The sequence below is a fragment of the Streptomyces sp. NPDC003248 genome (assembly GCF_055563235.1).
On the sequence record NZ_JBVHDT010000003.1, the window covers coordinates 93,046 to 111,409 of the forward strand.

Sequence of the window (18,364 nt, forward strand, 5' to 3'; positions counted from 1 at the left end):
ACGATCGGAGCCGGCCGCGGCGTCTTGGGTGGGCTCGCTCAGCCCAGGCGGCGCACCAGTGCGCGGTACTCGTCCCACAGCTCCTCGGGCGTGTGGTCGCCGAAGGTGTTCAGGTGCTCCGGGACGAGGGCGGCCTCCTCGCGCCACACGTCCTTGTCGACGGTGAGCAGGAAGTCCAGGTCGGAGTCGGCGAGGTCGAGGCCGTCGGTGTCGAGGGCGTCCTTGGTGGGCAGCACGCCGATCGGCGTCTCGACGCCCTCGGCCTTGCCCTCCAGCCGCTCCACGATCCACTTCAGGACGCGGCCGTTCTCGCCGAAGCCGGGCCAGACGAACTGTCCCTCGTCGTTCTTGCGGAACCAGTTGACGTAGTAGATCTTCGGGAGCTTCGCCTGGTCCTTGCCCTTGGCGACGTCGATCCAGTGGCCCATGTAGTCGCCCATGTTGTAGCCGCAGAACGGCAGCATGGCGAACGGGTCGCGGCGCAGCTCGCCGACCTTGCCCTCGGCGGCGGCGGTCTTCTCGGAGGCCACGTTGGCGCCGAGGAAGACGCCGTGGTTCCAGTCGAAGGACTCCGTCACCAGGGGGACGGCGGTGGCGCGCCGGCCGCCGAAGAGGATCGCCGAGATCGGCACGCCCTTGGGGTCCTCCCACTCGGGCGCGATGATCGGGCACTGGGCGGCGGGCACGGTGAAGCGGGCGTTGGGGTGGGCGGCCGGGGTGCCGGACTCCGGCGTCCAGTCGTTGCCCTTCCAGTCCGTCAGGTGGGCCGGGGTCTCCTCCGTCATGCCCTCCCACCAGATGTCGCCGTCGTCGGTCAGTGCCACGTTGGTGAAGACCGAGTTGCCCCACAGCGTCTTCATCGCGTTGGCGTTGGTGTGCTCACCGGTGCCGGGCGCGACGCCGAAGAACCCGGCCTCGGGGTTGATGGCGTACAGCCGGCCGTCCTCGCCGAAGCGCATCCAGGCGATGTCGTCGCCGATCGTCTCGACGGTCCAGCCGGAGAGCGTCGGCTCCAGCATGGCGAGGTTCGTCTTGCCGCAGGCGCTCGGGAAGGCCGCGGCGACGTACTTGGACTCGCCCTGCGGCGGGGTCAGCTTGAGGATGAGCATGTGCTCGGCGAGCCAGCCCTCGTCGCGGGCCATGACGGAGGCGATGCGCAGGGCGTAGCACTTCTTGCCGAGCAGGGCGTTGCCGCCGTAGCCGGAGCCGTAGGACCAGATCTCGCGGGTCTCGGGGAAGTGGGAGATGTACTTGGTCCGGTTGCAGGGCCAGGGGACGTCCTGCTCGCCGGGCTCCAGGGGGGCGCCGAGGGTGTGCACGGCCTTCACGAAGAAGCCCTCGGAGCCGAGCTCGTCGAGGACCGGGCGGCCCATGCGGGTCATGGTGCGCATGGAGACGGCCACGTACGCGGAGTCCGTGATCTCGACGCCGATCGCGGAGAGCGGGGAGCCGAGCGGGCCCATGCAGAAGGGGACGACGTACATCGTCCGGCCGCGCATCGAGCCGCGGAACAGGCCCTTCTCGCCCTGGAAGATCTCCCGCATCTCGTCGGGGGCCTTCCAGTGGTTGGTCGGGCCGGCGTCCTCCTCCTTCTCGGAACAGATGAAGGTGCGGTCCTCGACGCGGGCGACGTCGGTCGGGTCGGAGGCCGCGTAGTAGGAGTGGGGGCGCTTGATCGGGTCGAGTTTGCGGAAGGTGCCCTTCTCGACCAGTTCGTCGCAGAGCCGCTGGTACTCGGCCTCGGATCCGTCACACCAGACCACGTTGTCCGGCTGGGTCAGTTCGGCGATCTCGTTGACCCACGAGATCAGTTCCTGGTGCTGGGTGGGGATGACGGGGGGAGCCGCGATGTCGCGCGCCACGATTGCTCCTAGGTGAGGGATTTTGTCCTTGTCTGCCCCGTGGGGGCCGCGACCCGGATGCTTCGCAGCGAGCTGCTGAGCGCTCATCCGGTGTCGACCGCACTCATTTGATCATCCGACGCCTCAGCGCATCTGTCCAGAGGGCGTCACAGATGAGCAGGGTGAGCCTCGCCACGCGTACCCCTCACAGCGCCGGCCCATGCATCCACCCCGTCGGCCCACGTCACCCGCCCGCACCACCGACCCCTCGGCGGCCCTTCGGTGACCGTGAGATGATGGACTCGGCGGCCGTCCGACTCGCCCGACTGACCCGTAACTTACGGTTCCGTAGGTACGATGCGGTGCATGACTGCGTCCGCCCCCGACGCGCCCAGGGACACGCAGGCCGCCGGCCAAGGTCCCGTCGCGCTCTCCCTGCCGCATCCGGTCAAACCCAAGCTCCGCGGCTGGCTGCACCTCGGCATGTTCCCGGCCGCCCTCATCGCGGGCCTCGTGCTCACCGCGCTCGCCGACTCCCCCAGAGGCCGCATCGCCTGCGGCATCTACGCCCTCACGGCGTGCCTGCTGTTCGGCGTCAGCGCGCTCTACCACCGGGGCGACTGGTCCCCGCGCATGGACGGCGTCCTGCGCCGCCTCGACCACGCGAACATCTTCCTGATCATCGCGGGCACCTACACGCCGCTGACGATGCTGCTCCTGCCGGGCAGCAAGGGGCAGTGGCTGCTGTGGGGCATCTGGGCCGCCGCGGCGGCGGGGATCGTCTTCCGCGTCTTCTGGGTCGGCGCCCCGCGCTGGCTCTACACCCCCTGCTACATCGCGATGGGCTGGGCCGCCGTCTTCTTCCTGCCCGACTTCATGCGCGCGGGCGGCATCGCGGTCCTCGTCCTGGTGATCGTCGGCGGCCTCCTCTACAGCGCGGGCGGCGTGATCTACGGCATCAAGCGCCCGAACCCGTCACCGCGGTGGTTCGGCTTCCACGAGGTGTTCCACTCCCTCACCCTGGCCGCCTTCATCGCGCACTACGTGGGCATCTCACTGGTCGCGTACCAGCACGCATAGGCCTCCGCCACTCCGCCAACTCCCCCTCAGGGCCCCGGCTTCACGCCGTGGCCCTTCTCTCTTGCACTCCTGACGTGGCCGCGTCGACGGCGGATGCCGGACAATGACGCCATGACGGCCGCACGTTCCCCCCTCGCCTCCGCCGACCGGCCGCAGCCCGGACTGCGTGAGCGCAAGAAGATCAAGACGCGGGAGGCGATCCGCGCCGCGACCTACGCGCTGGTCGAGGAGCAGGGGTACGACGCCACGACGATCGAGCAGATCGCCGAGCGCGCAGAGGTGTCGCCGTCGACCGTCTTCCGCTACTTCCCGGCCAAGGAGGACATCGTCCTCACGGACGAGTACGACCCCGTCCTGCTGGAGCAGGTGCGGTCCCGGCCCGCCGACGAGCCGTGGCCCGACACGATCCGGACCGTGCTGCGCGAGGCCGTCCGCACGGGCGTGGACGCGGACCTGGAGGTGGCGCGGCTGCGGACCCGGCTGATGGTCGAGGTCCCGGCCGTGCGGTCGCGGATGATGCAGAGCATGTCGGTCACCGGCCGCATGCTCTGCACCGCCATCGGCGAGCGCACCGGCCGCGACCCCGACAGCCTGGAGGTCCGGGTCTACGCGATGGCCCTGATCGGCGGTCTGATGGAGACCTCCCTGTACTGGGCGGAGAAGGGGCACCAGGACGACTTCACCTCCCTCGTCGACCGCACCCTGCTGGTCCTCCAGCACGGCCTGCCCCGGGAAAACCCCTGAGGCCCCACCCCGCCCCCGTGCCATCCTGACCGGGTGAGCACACCCGAGATCCACCTGGCCGTCGCCCCCGAACTGGCCCTGTTCGTCCCGCACGCCCGGCGCGTCGGCGCCCACGCCCTGGCCGTCGACGGGGTCTCCACCCTGGGCCACGTCGTCGAGTCCGTCGGCGTGCCGCTGACCGAGGTCGGCGCACTGGTCGTCGACGGGCGCGAGGTGCCGGTCTCGCACATCCCGGCGCACGGCGAGTCGGTGAGCGTCCGTCCGGTCGAGCGCCCCCAGCGGGTGCCGGGCGCTCCGCTGAGGTTCCTGCTCGACGTCCATCTCGGCACCCTCGCCCGCCGGCTGCGCCTGCTCGGCGTGGACACGGCGTACGAGTCGACGGACATCGGCGACCCGGCGCTCGCCGCCCGGTCGGCGGCCGAGCGGCGGGTCATGCTCAGCCGCGACCGCGGTCTGCTGCGCCGCCGTGAGCTGTGGGCCGGGGCGTTCGTCTACAGCACCCGCCCCGACGACCAGCTCCGTGACGTCCTGGACCGGTTCGCGCCCGCCCTGCGGCCCTGGACGCGGTGCACCGCCTGCAACGGGCTGCTGCGTGAGGCCACCAAGGACGAGGTCGCCGACCAGTTGGAGCACGGCACGCAGCGGTCGTACGACGTGTTCGCGCAGTGCCGGGAGTGCGGGCGGGCGTACTGGAAGGGCGCGCACCACGAGCAGCTGGAGGCCATCGTGGAGCGCGCCCTTCAGGACTTCGCGGGCGAACGCTGACCCGGTCTACTTCTTCTTCACGTCACCCTTCCCGCAGGCGATGCCGTCCTTGTCGCGGTCCAGGCCGTGGCGGTCGCGGCCGGCGACGGTGAGACCGGTGCCGTAGCCCTTCTCCTTGAGCCAGTCGCACCGCTCGGCCACGGTGTTCACCTTCTTCGGGAAGGTCCACGGCACGCACTGGCTGATGGTGCCGTAGGAGTGGTCGCAGCCGTCGTACCCGGCGGGCATCTCGTGGCCTTCGTGGCCCTGGTGGTGCTGGACGTCGCTCTTGGCGGTGCTCTCCGGGCTCACCGTGGTCTTCTCGCTCGCGGGGACCTCCGTCAGGTCCTCCGCGAACTCCTGCACCCGGGCCGCGGCGACCTGGCCGTCGGCGCCGATGCGCACCCACTTCGACACGGAGGGGACGCCGCCCGCGTCCACCACCGACAGCATGTACCAGCCGGGCGGCGCCAGGTCGGGGTTGCTGGTCAGGCTGAGGTCGATGGTGTTCCCCTCGACCGTCATCGGCAGGTCGACGTAGCGCTGGTTGGGGTCGGAGGAGTGGGTGATCGCGGCCGGGCGGATCAGGGACGCCTTCACCACCGGCTTGTCGACGGTGATGCGCTGCGAGCTGCCGTACGCCCACTCGGTGTCGGCCACCGAGGTGATCTGCGGCCGGTCGCCCTTGAACAGGTACGGCGGCTGGTAGATCGACACCCGCTGGTCGAAGGAGCCGTCGCCCGGGTTGTCGCCGACGCTCAGGACGCGTCCGTCGGGCAGCAGCAGGGACGAGGAGTGGTAGGTCCGCGGGACGGGGTCGGTGGCCAGGCCCGGCTGGAACTCGTTGGTCGCCGGGTCGTACATCGACGCCTCGAAGACGGGGTCCTCGCGGTAGGTGTGCAGGGCGCCGCCGGTCTCCAGGACCTTGCCGTCCGGGAGGATGACGGCCGACACGTACACCTTGCCCTGGTCGCCGGTCTGCGCGGTGCCGTCCTGGTAGTGGCCCTGCGGCAGGTCGGGGCCGGGCACGTACTGCGGCGAGTCGGCCTTCATGTCGATGACGTCGGTGAGCCGGTGCGCGTCGGGCGCGACGGTGTGGTTGCCGCCGCCGATGGTGATGACCTTCTGGTCCTGGGCGGGCGGCAGCAGCACCGACATCGACTGGTCCCGCTCGTCCTTCTTGCGCAGGCCCGGTACGTCGGCGATGGTGCCGGCGTCGTAGTCGTAGACGGAGGCGCCGGTGCCGGGCAGGCCGTTGCCGAAGACATGGCTGCCGGTGTAGAAGAGGCGGCCGTCCTGGAGCAGGATCATCGACGGGTACAGGCCCCAGAACGTCCAGGCCTGCTTGGCCTCGCCGAGCGGCAGCCACTTGTTCTGGGCGTAGGAGAAGTGCTCGTTGACGACCGTGCCGGAGGAGTCCTCGGCGAGGCCGCCCAGGGAGATGACGTCACCGTTGCCCATCGCGGTCGCCGACGGGTACCAGTGGCCCGCCAGCATGTCGTTGACCTTGATGTACTGGTTCAGGTCCGGGTCGAAGACGTAGCTGGAGCGCAGGCCCTTGTAGCCGACGCTGCCGTCGGGCTCGGCGTAGTCCTTGTTGCCGCCCATGACCAGCACGCGTCCGTCGGGGAGCTGGACGTGTCCGGCGCAGAAGAAGTCCTCCGGCGTCGGGATGTCGGTGTAGGTGCCGGCCACCGGGTCGTAGACGGACGTCTTGAAGGTGCCGGCCTCGAACATGTCGAGGTCGTTGCCGGAGCCGGCGATCAGCAGCACCTTCCCGGTGTGCAGCAGCACCGAGTGGATGGCCCGGACCGGCATCTCGGTGGTCTGGACGGTCCACTCGCCCCTGCACTCCGGTCCCGTGCCGCCCGTGGTGCAGGGGTCGGGGTCGGAGGGGACGGTGGCGTCCGTCATCGCGTAGTCGTCGGTGGTGAGGGTGCCGACGCCGTAGAGGGCGCCGCCCCAGGTGATCCGGTCGGTGTTCGGCGGGATCACCGGGGTGCGGACCTCGGTGCGGGTCCAGCCGGCCGACTGCTCCAGGGTCTTGAGGTCGGTCCAGTAGACCCAGCCCTGGGCGGTGTCGTGGCGGAAGAGGGTGAACGCGACGTCCGGCGTCGTCGACCGGTACCAGAACGACAGGTCGTACTGGTGGTCCGGCGTGACCTGCGGGGCGCAGGAGTTCTCCAGCATCATCGTCTTGCGGTCGCCGTCGGCGCGCCGGGTCAGTTCGATGCGGACGGCGCGGCTGCCGGAGTGGGCGTCGTCGGTGACGGTGAAGGTGAAGTCGTTGTCCCCCCAGCCCGACTTCTCGAAGCACTGGGGGAACTGGGAGGGCCCGTCGAGGATCTCCAGGCCCGGGTTCCTCACCAGGTTGGTCGCGGCGGTGGCGGGCTGGGCGCCCAGCGGGCCGAGCCCGAGGGCGGCGGCGAAGAGCATGAGGGCGGTCAGCAGCAGACGTGTCGTTCTCCCGCGGGGCAGCGTCCGCCACCGTCCGCCACGGGCTGGTCTTCGGGCTCCGTACATGGTGTTTCCCCCCTTGTTCACGGCTCCTGCGATGCAGGCGGTGCCGGACACGGCTGCCTGCGGTAGAGGCGGTGCCGCTCACGGCTGTCTGCGATGCAGGCGGTGCCGGTCGCGGCTCCCTGCGGTAGAGGCGGTGCCGCTCACGGCCGCCCTGCGATGAGGCGGTGCCGCTCACGGCCGCCCTGCGATGCAGGCGGTACCGGTCGCGGCTGCCTGCGGTACAGGTGGTGCGTCAGGCGTCGTTCTCGATGCGGAGGATGTCGATCCGGCCGCCGCCCTCGCCGAAGGTGGCGACGGGCGTGCCGTGCGCGAACAGGGCGCGCAGGGTGGGCAGGTGTTCGCGCTCACCGCGCAGGGCCGCGGTGGACACCACGTAGTCGATGTCCCGCCAGCCGTGCGGCAGCGTCCTGGTGACCGCCGGGTCCTGGTCGAGCTTGTAGTGCCAGATGACACCGGTGCCCGGGCGGTAGCCGGCGTCGACCGCGTCGAGCCACAGCACGCCGTCGGTGACGACGCGGACCTCGGAGCGGTCGCCGACGGGGGTCTCGCGCAGCCAGCGGGCGGCGTCGTGGTAGACGCCGTTGTCGTCGGCCCGCGTGGCGGCGCGGTCACGGTCGTACCAGTGCGGCCCGGCGAGCAGGGCGGCGGCGGCCACGGCCGCGACGGCGGCCGCGGGCCGCAGGTGCGGTTTCCCGGGCAGGCGGGCGACCACGGCCTGGGCGGTCCCGGCCAGGGTGAGCGCCAGGAACGGCAGCACCTGCACGATGTACATCTGCGGCAGGTATCCGCCGGGCCGCAGCGCCACGAGGGCCAGCACCAGGACGGCGAGGGCGGCCGGCCGCAGCCGCCGGACGGCGAACGCGCACAGGGCCGCCACGCCCCCGCCGATCAGCAGGTACGGGTCCCGGTCCAGCCAGTCCGTGAACAGCTGGTGGGCGTCGGTGCCGTCCTCGAAGGCCGATCCGCTGCCCTCGCGCCCGCCGAGCTGGAACTTGAGCGTGCCGAGCAGCGACACATGTCCGGCGCCCGGGAACAGCTCTCCCTTGAGCAGGGCGTACAGCGGGTAGAACAGGCCGGTCAGGACGAACCCGGAGCCGAAGCCGGCGAAGGAGAACTTGCGGGTGCTGGGGTGGCTGCCCTGCCAGAGGGTGACCAGCAGCACGGGCAGCAGGACCCCGATGGTCTCCTTGGAGAGCACCGCGACCGCGAACGCCGTGCCGGCCGCGACGTGGTGCCACAGGTGGCGGCGCGGGGACAGGGCGAAGGCGAAGGACACCAGCACCCACAGGACGGCGATGTTGTCCAGGTAGATCTGCCGGTGCAGCACCACGGCGAGCGGCGACAGCGCGTACAGCAGCAGGGCCGCGGCGGCCGTGGGCCGCGCCAGTCCGAGGCGCCGGCCGATCACGTAGACCAGGACCATCGCCGCCGCGGCCACCGGCAGCATGGCGATCCGCCCCTGCACGAAGGTGGGCACGTCGGGCAGGAGCCAGTTCGGCAGCCAGGAGACGCCGGCGAGCTGGATCCAGCCCAGCGGCGGGTGGTCGTACCAGTAGGTGTAATGCGCGAGTTCACCGTGCTGTACGGCCCACGCCTGCGCGAGATACGTGCCCTCGTCGTCATTCGGGAATGGGTAATTGCCTATTCCGAGGATCCTCGCCAGGAGGCCTACGACGAAAACAGGCGCAACCCAGAAAACATCTTTCCGTAACACACTCCCGCGTATGGAGGTGTGCCCGTCACCGGATTCACCGGAACCCGGACGGGAAACGGAAGAAGAACTTTCGGAAACCTGCGCCTCGGACGCATCACGCGCTCGCGTGTGCGGTATGGCGGTCCCCATGCGGAATCCCCCCACCCATTTCTGGGCCTGATGACAGCCGGGGGCCTCCCCCTTGAAACCCCCCGGAATCAGGCATGCCGGAGCATCATGACACAGCTCGGGACCCAGTATGAGCAGAACCTGTGATTCCGTTTGAGGCGGGGATCATCACAGCGAGGCCACATTGCGGCGTAAAAGCCGAACCTGCTAACTTCGGCCCTATCTTTGCTCGTGAGCCCGAATCGATCATGCGCGAAAACTCCGGACAACCGGAGGAGAACGGGCTGGGAACCGGCTGGGAACCGGGTCCTCGCCGAGGGCCGTCACACTGATCACGAGCACCTCTGGAAGTCCCGTCGGCCGGGGGGCCGCAGACGGACGGGAGCCTTCCGCGCACGTACGAGTTGAACGACCGTTCACCAAGGATGACCAAGAAAGACCGAGGGGGGAATTCGTGGTCTCCGCCATTCTTTTCATCGATTCGATCGTCCTCATGGCCGCCGCCGGCGTGACCCTGTGGTGGATGCTGCACGCCTGGCGCACCCCGGAGACACTGGAGTCGACGGCCTTCGCCACACCCGACGGCAGGGCGGACCTGTCCTTCTCGCTCCTGGTGCCGGCCCGGCACGAGGAGGCCGTGCTGCGGCACACGGTCGAGCAGATGCTGCGCATCGACCACCCGGACTTCGAGATCCTGCTGATCGTCGGCCACGACGATCCCGGCACCGCCGCCATCGCCCACGAACTGGCCGCCGAGCACCCCGGCACGGTGCGCACGGTGGTCGACACCCACGACAAGAAGAACAAGCCCCGCGCGCTCAACACGGCGCTGCCGCACGCCCGCGGCGAGGTCATCGGGGTCTTCGACGCCGAGGACGTCGTCCACCCCGAGCTGCTCAGCCACGTCGACTTCGCCTTCCGGCGGGAGGACGCCGACGTCGTCCAGGGCGGCGTCCAGCTGATCAACTACGAGAGCAGCTGGTACAGCCTGCGCAACTGCCTGGAGTACTTCTTCTGGTTCCGCAGCCGGCTCCACCTGCACGCCCGCAAGGGGTTCATCCCGCTCGGCGGCAACACCGTCTTCGTCCGGTCCGCCCTGCTGCGGGAGACCGGCGGCTGGGACGGCAACTGCCTCGCCGAGGACTGCGACCTGGGCGTCAGGCTGTCCAGCGGCGGCGCCAGGGTCGTCGTCGCCTACCACTCCGCGCTGGTCACCCGCGAGGAGACGCCCGACTCGATCAAGGCGCTCTACAAGCAGCGCACCCGCTGGAACCAGGGGTTCCTCCAGGTCCTGCGCAAGGGCGAGTGGCGCCGGCTGCCCGGATTCGGGCAGCGGATGCTCGCCCGCTACACCCTCAGCACCCCGTTCGTGCAGGCCGCGACCGGCGTGATGATCCCGCTCGGCGTCCTCTTCGCCGTCATCGGCGGCGTCCCGCTGCCGTTCTCGATGTTCGCCTGGCTGCCCATGCTGCCGATGGCCGCGATGATCGTCTTCGAGGCGGTCGCCCTGCACGACTTCGGCCGCGAGTACGGCTTCCGCATCGGCTTCGGGCACTACGCCAAGCTCGTCCTCGGCGGTCCCGTGTACGCCGTGATCCTCGCGGCCGCCGCGCTGCGCGCCGTGTGGCGCGAGTACACCGGCCGCCGCGACTGGGAGCTGACCTCGCACGTCGGCGCCCACCTCCCCGTCCAGACCCCGCAGCCCCAGGAGGCACGGTGACGGCGCTGCCCGCCGACGTGTCCATCGTCGTCCCCACCTTCAACGAAGCCGACAACATCCGCGAGCTGCTGTCCCGCGTCCGCGCCGCGATCCCCGCCGGAACCCGCGCGGAGGTCGTCTTCGCCGACGACTCCACCGACCGCACCTGCCAGGTCATCGAGGAGGAGGCCGCGTACAGCGCCGTCCCGGTGGTCCTGCACCACCGGGACACCCCCGAGGGCGGTCTGGGCGGCGCGGTGGTCGAGGGCATCGCCCGCGCGTCGGCGCCCTGGATCGTCGTCATCGACGCCGACCTCCAGCACCCGCCGGAACTCATACCCGAGCTGATCGCCCGCGGCGAGGCCACCGGCGCCGAACTGGTCGTGGCCAGCCGGTACGCGGCCGGCGGCGACCGCAGCGGCCTGGACGGCGGCTACCGCAAACTCGTCTCCAGCACCTCCACGCTGGTCACCAAGGCGCTCTTCCCGCGCGCCCTGAACGGCCTCACCGACCCGATGAGCGGCTTCTTCGCCATCCGCCGCACCGCGATCGACCGGGCGTCGAGCCAGGACGAGGGCCTCCAGCCCCTCGGCTACAAGATCCTCCTCGAACTGGCGGTACGCTGCCGTCCGCGCGGCATCGCCGAGGTGCCGTACGCCTTCGGGGAGCGGCACGCGGGCGAGTCCAAGTCGACGGCCCGCGAGGGCATGCGCTTCCTGCGGCACCTGATCACCCTGCGCACCGCCGACCCCCGCGCCCGGGCGGTGGTCTTCGGGCTGATCGGCCTGTCGGGCTTCGTCCCCAACCTGGCGCTCCTGTGGTGCCTGACCACCTGGGCCCCCGGTCTGCACTACGCCCCGGCGGAGATCATCGCCAACCAGGCGGGGCTCCTGTGGAACTTCGCCCTCATCGATTCCTTCGTCTACCGCAACCAGCGCCGCCACCGCCGGCGCGACGTGCGCCTGCTCTCCTTCGCGGCCGTCGGCAACGCCGACCTGATCGCCCGCATCCCGCTGGCCGCGCTCCTGATCGGCGCCGGGGGCATGACCGCCCTGCCCGCCACGGCCCTCGCCATGGCGGTCGTGTTCACGGCCCGCTTCCTGGTCGTGGACCGGTGGCTCTACGGCCGCCTGCACCGGCGCGAGGCGGCGCTCGCCCGCGTCACGCCGGAGAAGGTGGCGGAGCCGGTACCGGACCCGCTGGGCTGACCGGACGCCGAGGGGCCCGGGGGATCCGTCCCTCGGGCCCCTCGGCGTCCACGGCCCGGGGTCCGTCCCCCGCACCTCGCACCCGGCGCCGAACAGCAGGCAGGCGCCTCACCTCACGGCGTCGCCTCACCCCACGGCGTCGGCTCACCGCAGGGCGTCGGCTCGCCTCACGGCGTCAGCTTCGCCTTCAGGGCGGCCGGGTCCGTCACCGGCAGATCGCAGACGAAACCGCGGCAGACGTACGCCGTCGGCTTCCCGTCGATCAGCGCGCGGTCGGCGAGCAGCGGGAACTCCCCGCTGTCCGGCGTGCCCCAGGCCACCACCGCCCCCGGCGCGGTCCCCAGCAGGGCGGTGCGGTGCAGCGCGCGGGTGCCCGCGTCCTCGGCGGACGGTCCGACGACCGCCACCTCACGGGGCCCGTCGAGCAGGGCCTCCGCCGCCGCGAGGCCCCATCCGATGAACCGGGGCACCCGCGGCCCGAGCGCCTTGACGACCCCCAGCGCCCGCTCGGCCGCGGAGCGGTGCGCCTCGGAACCGGTGTGGGCCGCGTAGCCGAGCAGGGCCGACGCGGCGGCCGACCACCCGGAGGGCGTCGCGTTGTCGGTCGGGTCCTGGGGGCGGCGGATGAGCCGCTCGGCGTCGTCGGCGGTGTCGTACAGGGCACCGGAGCCGGGGTCGGTGAAGCGGGTGAGGACGTGGTCGAGGAGGAGACCGGCGAACTCCAGCCAGACGCCCTCCCCGGTGACGGAGGCCAGCGCGAGGAAGCCCTCCGCCACGTCGGCGTAGTCCTCCAGCACCCCCGCGTTCGCCCCGGCGCGCCCGTCCTTGCTGGTGCGGGAGAGGTGCGCCCGGTCGTCGAGGTGCAGGCGGACGAGGAGGTCCGCGGCGGCGAGGGCGGCCTCGATCAGATCGGGGCGGTCGAAGCAGGCCCCGGTCTCGGCGAGCGCGGCGACGGCGAGCCCGTTCCAGGCGGCGACGACCTTGTCGTCCCGGCCGGGGGCGGGGCGTTCCGCCCGCGCCGCGAGCAGCCGCCGCCTGACCGAATCGATCCTCTCGGCCTCGAACACGCCCTCGCTCTGCGGGAGTTGCAGGACGGAGGAGCCGTGCTCGAAGGTGCCCTCCTCGGTCACCCCGAAGTACTGGGCGGCCAGGGCGGCGTCGTCGGCGCCGAGGACCTCGGTGAGCTGCTCCGGCGTCCAGACGTAGTAGGCGCCCTCGACGTGCCGGCCCGTCCCGTCGTCGCTGTCGGCGTCGAGCGCGGACGCGAAACCGCCCTGCTCGGTGCGGAGTTCGCGCACCATGAAGTCGGCGGTCTCCAGCGCCACCCGCCGCGCCTGCTCCGAGCCCGTGGCCCGCCACAGGTGGGTGTACACCCGGCACAGCAGCGCGTTGTCGTACAGCATCTTCTCGAAGTGCGGCACGGTCCAGTCCCGGTCGACGGAGTACCGTGCGAAGCCGCCCCCGAGCTGGTCGTAGATGCCGCCGCGGGCCATCCGTTCACATGTGTCCGCCGCCATCTGCAACGCGCCCTCGGCGCCCGTGCGGGCGTGGTGGCGCAGCAGGAACTCGATCACCATGGACGGCGGGAACTTCGGCGCGCCGCCGAACCCGCCGCGCTGCGGGTCGTACTCGCGGGTCAGCCCGAGCAGTGCCTGCGCCTGCTCCTGCTCCCCCGGTGCCACGCCCTCCCCGTAGGAGATCTCCCGTCCCGCGAGGTCCCGCACGATCTTCCCGGCGACCTCGGCGACCTCCTCCCGGCGGTCGCGCCAGGCCTGGCCGACACCCTCCAGCACCTGGCGGAAGGACGGCATCCCGTGGCGGGGGGCGGGCGGGAAGTAGGTGCCGAAGTAGAACGGCTCGGCGTCCGGCGTCAGGAACACGGTCATCGGCCAGCCGCCCTGCCCGGTGGCGGCCTGGACGGCCTCCATGTAGACGGCGTCGACGTCGGGGCGTTCCTCGCGGTCCACCTTGACGCTCACGAAGTGCTCGTTGAGGTGGTCGGCGGTCTCCTGGTCCTCGAAGGACTCGTGGGCCATCACGTGGCACCAGTGACACGCAGAGTATCCGACCGACAGCAGAACGGGGACATCGCGCCGTTTCGCCTCCTCGAACGCTTCGGGCCCCCACGGCCACCAGTCGACCGGATTGTCAGCGTGCTGAAGCAGATAAGGCGAGGTCATACCAGCCAGCCGGTTCATACGACCCAGCCTCTCACAGCGCATGGCGCGACCGGCGAAACCCTCACGCGCCCGCCTCGCTCGGCCGCATCGCACTGGGGAGCCATCACGTGGCGGGCGGCCCCTTCCCCTCGGGGCCCGGTGTCGAACCTTTCCCGGCGTTCGTCCGAGTCGGGCGGTCCGGCACCTCGGAACAGTAGGCTGGGCGCAGCAGCGCCGGACCTGCCGAGGCTCCTCGAAGGAGGTACACCATGACCGCCGAGATGGTGGCGCCCTCGTGGATGCATGCGCAGATCAGCGCGGAACAGTACGACTCCTGGTCCGAGGAGCAGTGCGCCGGCATCGAGATCGTGGACGGGATGGTCGTCGTCAGCCCGAGCGCCTCCAAACGGCACAACCGGCTGGCGCGGATCCTGGCCAATGCCCTGGACGCAGCCGCGGGCCCTGACTGGAACGCGGACACGGGCTTCGACGTCCGCCTGCAGGACGTTCCGCTCACCAACCGCCGCCCCGACGTCATCGTCTACCGGGCAGAGACCATCGACCTCACACCCACCCGCCCCGAGCACGTACTGCTGGTCGTCGAGGTCGTGTCGCCCGGCTCGGAGACCACCGACCGGATCGTGAAGGTGGACCAGTACGCCAAGGCCGGCATCCCCTTCTACTGGCGAGTCGAGCAGGCCGCCACCGGGGTCCCGATCATCTACACCTACGTCCTCGACCCCGCCACCAAGGCTTACAGGGACGGCGAGATGTTCACCGGCACAGTGAAGGCCACCGCGCCCTTCTCCGTCACGGTCGATCTCGGGGTCATGTAGGGAGCGACTGAGCCGGCGCTACCGAGGGCTCTTCTCCAGCAGTCCGCCGACTTGATGCCCAGGCTCTCGATGAACTGCCGCTCCTGCGCGGCCGGCTCGTGCAGGACCCCACGGGGCACGCGCGGGACATTCGCCGGCCCTCCGGCGCACTCCGGCGAGCGGACCGCGTCCGCACCCTCGCGCCCGTGCGCCCTCCGCCGCACACTTGGCCTGGACACGCTGTGGCCGCCGGAGGGGGACGACATGCGGGACCGCCATCGGGCGGAAGCCGAGAGGCTGTTGGCCCGGGCCGTGGAGGAGGAGGTGCGGCGCACGGGCGGCCGTACCGACCGGCAGGTGCTGACGACACGGGCGCACGGCGCGCTCGAAACGATTCTCCAGACCGCCGCCGAGGAGTACGAGGCGTACGCACGGGCCGACGCGGAGACCCGCTCCGGGCGGCTCGCCCTCGCACAGCGGTACGCGCGGGCGGGCGGGGGCGGGGTCCCCCTGCTGGTGGCGGGCGTCGCGGCCGTGACGACCGCCGTCACCGACCTGGCGCTGGGCACGGGGGCGGGGACGGCGCTGGGGGCCGGCGTGGCCGTCGGCGTCGTCGGCGCGGCGACGACCGTCGTGAGGGCCGCCGGAACCCCGCTGCCGGCGGCCCGCCGCCCCGCGGGCGAGGCCGGCCGGGCCGGTGACCCGGAGCAGCTCCGGCAGCGGTGGCTGACGGCGCTGGAGGAGCGCGGCATCCGTCCGTTCCTGGACCGGCAACGGGTGCTGGGCGCGACGACGGGCCCGAGGAGACCGGGCTCCCGCGGTCCCGCCTCCGGGAAGCCGGGGCCGCGGCTGCGCGGCGCGGACAAGAGCGCGGCGGCGCGCGGACGGACGGTGCTGGAGCAGTCTTACGCCCAACTGCCCGAGCCGTTCTCGCCGTTCGCGGGACGCCGGGCGGAACTGGAGCAGATCCGGCAGTGGGCGCGGGCGGACCCGGCCGCCACCGGGACCCGGCCGACCGTGGTCGTCCTGCACGGCCCGCCCGGCAGCGGCCGCGGCAGCCTCGCGCTACGGGCCGCGCACGAGCTGCGGGACCGGTTCCGGGGCGCGTGCGTGGTGGATCTGCACGGCGACGGCGCGGCGGAGGCACCGCTGTCCACCCGGGACGCGCTGCTGCACCTGCTGAACCGGCTCGGCGCACCGCGCGAGCAGTTGCTCTTCCGGGAGCGCTCCTCGCCGGAGCAGCAGGTGGAGCGGCTGGGCGAGCTGTACCAACAGCGTCTGACGGGCCTGCCGGTGACGGTGGTCCTGGAGAACGCCGCCGATCCGGACCAGGTCCGCGCGCTCGTCCCGCAGCGCTCCGACAGCCTCGTCCTGGTCACCGCGCGGACCCCGCTGGTCCTGCCGCCCGGCCTGTCCGCCCGGGTGCACGAGCTGCCCGTCGCGCCCCTGGACGCGGCCGGCGCGGAGGAACTGCTCGGCGCGGCCGCCCAGGACGCCTCGGATCCATACGACGCCGAGTCCGCCGACCGCATCCGCGAACTGTGCGGCGGGCTGCCGCTGGCGCTGCGGATCGCGGGCTCCTCGCTCGGCCCGCGCTCCCCGCGCCGGCTGGTGGCGGACCTGGAGGCGTACGGCCCGGTGGACCCGGTCGAGCGCGCGCTGCGGCTGGGCTACACCGACCAGCCGGGGACGGCCCGGCGGCTGCTGCGGCGGCTGGCGGCGGCGGGCCGGGCCTCGTTCGGCGCGGCTGCCGCGGCGGCCCTGCTGGGCACCGACCGCACGGAGGCGGCCCGGCATCTCACGGCGCTCGCGCGGGCGGGCATGGTCGTCCCGGTGCGCGGCGACCGCTACCGCCTGCACGACCTGGTCCGCGCCTTCGCCGAGGCCCGCCTGGCCGACGAGGAGGAGCCGGCCGACCGCGCCAAGGCCCAGGAACGCCTGATCGTCAGCTACGCCGAGCTCGCGGACGCCGTGCTGCGCCTGGTCGACGGCAACATCTCGACCCGCTCGGACCGCTTCACCCCGCACGGCTTCGCCTCCCTGGAGGAGGCGCTGCGCTGGCTGGACGACGAGTCGGGCTCCATCACGGCGACGCTGCGGCACGCGGAGGGCGTCGACCAGGCGGCCGTGCTGAGCCTGCTGGGCGCGCTGTGCGACCACTGCCTGCTGCGCGGCGACCTCTACCGCCTCGGCGAGATCAGCGAGCTGGCGCAGTCGGCCGGCCAGGACCCGCTGGTGCGCTCCGTGCGGTGGCGCACCGGCATCGCGGCCCGCCAGCTGGGCGAGCTCGACAAGGCCCGCACGACGCTCGGCTCCGTGGTGGACCTCTACCTCCAGGCCCACCACGACGCGGGCGCGGCCCGCGCCCTGTGCTCGCTGGGCATCACCCTGCACCACCAGGGCAACCTCACGGAGGCGGCGGCACGGCTGCGGGAGGCCCTGGACCTCCAGGCGGCTCCGGAACTGGCGACGGACCGGGCGTGGACCCTGCACGCGCTGGCCGCGGTGGAACGGGACCGGGCCCGGCCGGCGGAGGCCCTCGACCTGCTCACCCGTTCCCTGGTGCTGCACCGCGAGGGCGGCTCGGTGCACGGCGAGGCGTGGGCCCACTACCAGCTCGGCCAGCTGAACCTGCGCCGCGGCGACGTCGCCGGCGCGGAGACCGAGCTGCGCCGCGCCCTCGGCCTGTACGGCCGTACCCGCGACGGCCGCGGTGCCGCCTGGGCGCTGACCCAGCTGGCCCGCGCCCGGCTGATCGCCGGCGACCCGTCCCGGGCGGTGGACGGCCTGCGCGCCGCCGCGGCCCGGCACCGCGACAACGAGGACGCGCGGGGGGAGGCCTGGACGGTCTACTACCTGGGGCTGGCGCTGGAGGAGGCGGGCGACCTGGACCAGGCGGTCCGCGAACTGGAACGCTCCCGGTCCCTGCTCTCCCGCCTGCGCGACGTCTACGGCCTGGCCTGTGCCCGTCACCACTCGGCCCGTGTCACCCGCGACCAGCGGGCGGCCCAGACCGGCTCGCTGCGGAACTCGGGCTTCGCCCGCCAGCTCCTGATGGACGCCCGCGCCGACTTCCAGCGCATCGGTGTCGCCCACGGCGAGGCCTGGTCCTGCCTGGAGCTCGCGATCGTCGACGCGGGCAACGCCCGCACCGGTCAGGCCCTGGCGCTGTGTGACGAGGCGGCGGCGCTCTTCGCCTCCTACGGCGACCGCCGCGGCGAGGACTGGGCCCGCTTCCTGCGCTGCACGCTGCTCCCGTACACGTCCCCCGGCGGCGTCGCGTCCGGCACGGCGGCGGCCCGGGAGGAGCTGGCCCGCCTCTCCGCGGCGGCCCATCCGCTCCGGGACCCCCGGCTCACCGAGGTGGCGGACGCCTACGGCCCCCTGCTGGACCGCGGGGTCCGCCCGGAATCCGGCTGGCAGGCGTGGCGTCTGGGAATGGTGCCGGGCAGACACGCGCGGGAGGTCATGGGGGTGGCGGTGCGGGACGGCGAGGGCTGAGGGGCACCCGTACCGTGGCGGCCCACGCGGCCCACGCGGCCCACGCGGCCCGCGCCGACCGGCACCGGACACACCGGACGCAGCGGCCCGCGCCGAACGACACCAGACGCACCGGCCGCACCGCTCGCACCAGACCGCGCACCGCGGCCAGACCACGCCAGGCACGGCGGCGGGATCAGGACCGCGGCCGGACCAGGCATCGCGGCCAGACCACGTAAGGCACCACCG

11 protein-coding genes are annotated in these 18,364 nt (G+C 72.3%); 7 read left to right on the top strand and 4 right to left on the bottom strand.

Annotated features, from left to right (window positions below):
- Window positions 1-38: 38 nt before the first annotated feature.
- A complete protein-coding gene (locus ACZ3KJ_RS09220) occupies window positions 39-1,862 on the bottom strand; it encodes a phosphoenolpyruvate carboxykinase (GTP) (protein ID WP_467525912.1) in 1,824 nt (607 codons plus the stop codon).
- A gap of 345 nt (window positions 1,863-2,207) precedes the next feature.
- Here ACZ3KJ_RS09220 and trhA point away from each other — a divergent pair, with 345 nt between their 5' ends.
- The 3 genes from trhA to ACZ3KJ_RS09235 all read left to right on the top strand — a co-directional run bounded on the left by trhA (window position 2,208) and on the right by ACZ3KJ_RS09235 (window position 4,430).
- On the top strand, window positions 2,208-2,921 hold the full coding sequence (gene trhA, locus ACZ3KJ_RS09225; RefSeq protein WP_467525913.1) for a PAQR family membrane homeostasis protein TrhA: 714 nt from the start codon (window positions 2,208-2,210) through the stop codon (window positions 2,919-2,921).
- Between the two features lie 111 nt (window positions 2,922-3,032).
- The gene (locus tag ACZ3KJ_RS09230) at window positions 3,033-3,665 is read left to right on the top strand and encodes a TetR/AcrR family transcriptional regulator (protein ID WP_467525915.1); all 633 of its coding nucleotides are present in this window, start codon (window positions 3,033-3,035) and stop codon (window positions 3,663-3,665) included.
- 33 nt (window positions 3,666-3,698) lie between these two features.
- Window positions 3,699-4,430: a Mut7-C RNAse domain-containing protein gene (locus ACZ3KJ_RS09235; RefSeq protein WP_467525916.1), complete on the top strand. Its 732-nt coding sequence runs from the start codon at window positions 3,699-3,701 to the stop codon at window positions 4,428-4,430.
- 6 nt (window positions 4,431-4,436) lie between these two features.
- Here the strand turns inward: ACZ3KJ_RS09235 and ACZ3KJ_RS09240 are convergent, their stop codons facing one another.
- Together ACZ3KJ_RS09240 and ACZ3KJ_RS09245 are read right to left on the bottom strand one after the other, a co-directional pair.
- Complete coding sequence (locus ACZ3KJ_RS09240) at window positions 4,437-6,932, bottom strand: galactose oxidase-like domain-containing protein (protein ID WP_467525918.1); 2,496 nt, start codon at window positions 6,930-6,932, stop codon at window positions 4,437-4,439.
- A 232-nt stretch (window positions 6,933-7,164) separates the two neighbouring features.
- Window positions 7,165-8,646: an ArnT family glycosyltransferase gene (locus ACZ3KJ_RS09245; protein WP_467525919.1), complete on the bottom strand. Its 1,482-nt coding sequence runs from the start codon at window positions 8,644-8,646 to the stop codon at window positions 7,165-7,167.
- Between the two features lie 601 nt (window positions 8,647-9,247).
- On the opposite strand from ACZ3KJ_RS09245, the gene ACZ3KJ_RS09250 reads away from it, so the two are divergent.
- Both ACZ3KJ_RS09250 and ACZ3KJ_RS09255 read left to right on the top strand, forming a co-directional pair.
- Window positions 9,248-10,474: a glycosyltransferase gene (locus ACZ3KJ_RS09250; RefSeq protein WP_389514396.1), complete on the top strand. Its 1,227-nt coding sequence runs from the start codon at window positions 9,248-9,250 to the stop codon at window positions 10,472-10,474.
- Window positions 10,471-11,661: a glycosyltransferase gene (locus ACZ3KJ_RS09255; protein ID WP_467525920.1), complete on the top strand. Its 1,191-nt coding sequence runs from the start codon at window positions 10,471-10,473 to the stop codon at window positions 11,659-11,661. Before ACZ3KJ_RS09250 ends, ACZ3KJ_RS09255 begins: the two co-directional genes overlap by 4 nt.
- Before the next feature lie 167 nt (window positions 11,662-11,828).
- Here ACZ3KJ_RS09255 and ACZ3KJ_RS09260 read toward each other — a convergent pair whose 3' ends face one another.
- On the bottom strand, window positions 11,829-13,859 hold the full coding sequence (locus ACZ3KJ_RS09260; RefSeq protein WP_467525922.1) for a thioredoxin domain-containing protein: 2,031 nt from the start codon (window positions 13,857-13,859) through the stop codon (window positions 11,829-11,831).
- A gap of 230 nt (window positions 13,860-14,089) precedes the next feature.
- Between ACZ3KJ_RS09260 and ACZ3KJ_RS09265 the strand changes: the two genes are divergently transcribed.
- Both ACZ3KJ_RS09265 and ACZ3KJ_RS09270 read left to right on the top strand, forming a co-directional pair.
- Complete coding sequence (locus ACZ3KJ_RS09265; RefSeq protein WP_467525923.1) at window positions 14,090-14,656, top strand: Uma2 family endonuclease; 567 nt, start codon at window positions 14,090-14,092, stop codon at window positions 14,654-14,656.
- A 243-nt stretch (window positions 14,657-14,899) separates the two neighbouring features.
- Window positions 14,900-18,136, top strand: coding sequence for a tetratricopeptide repeat protein (locus tag ACZ3KJ_RS09270; protein WP_467525925.1), 3,237 nt, complete (start codon window positions 14,900-14,902; stop codon window positions 18,134-18,136).
- The last annotated feature ends 228 nt before the right edge of the window (window positions 18,137-18,364 follow it).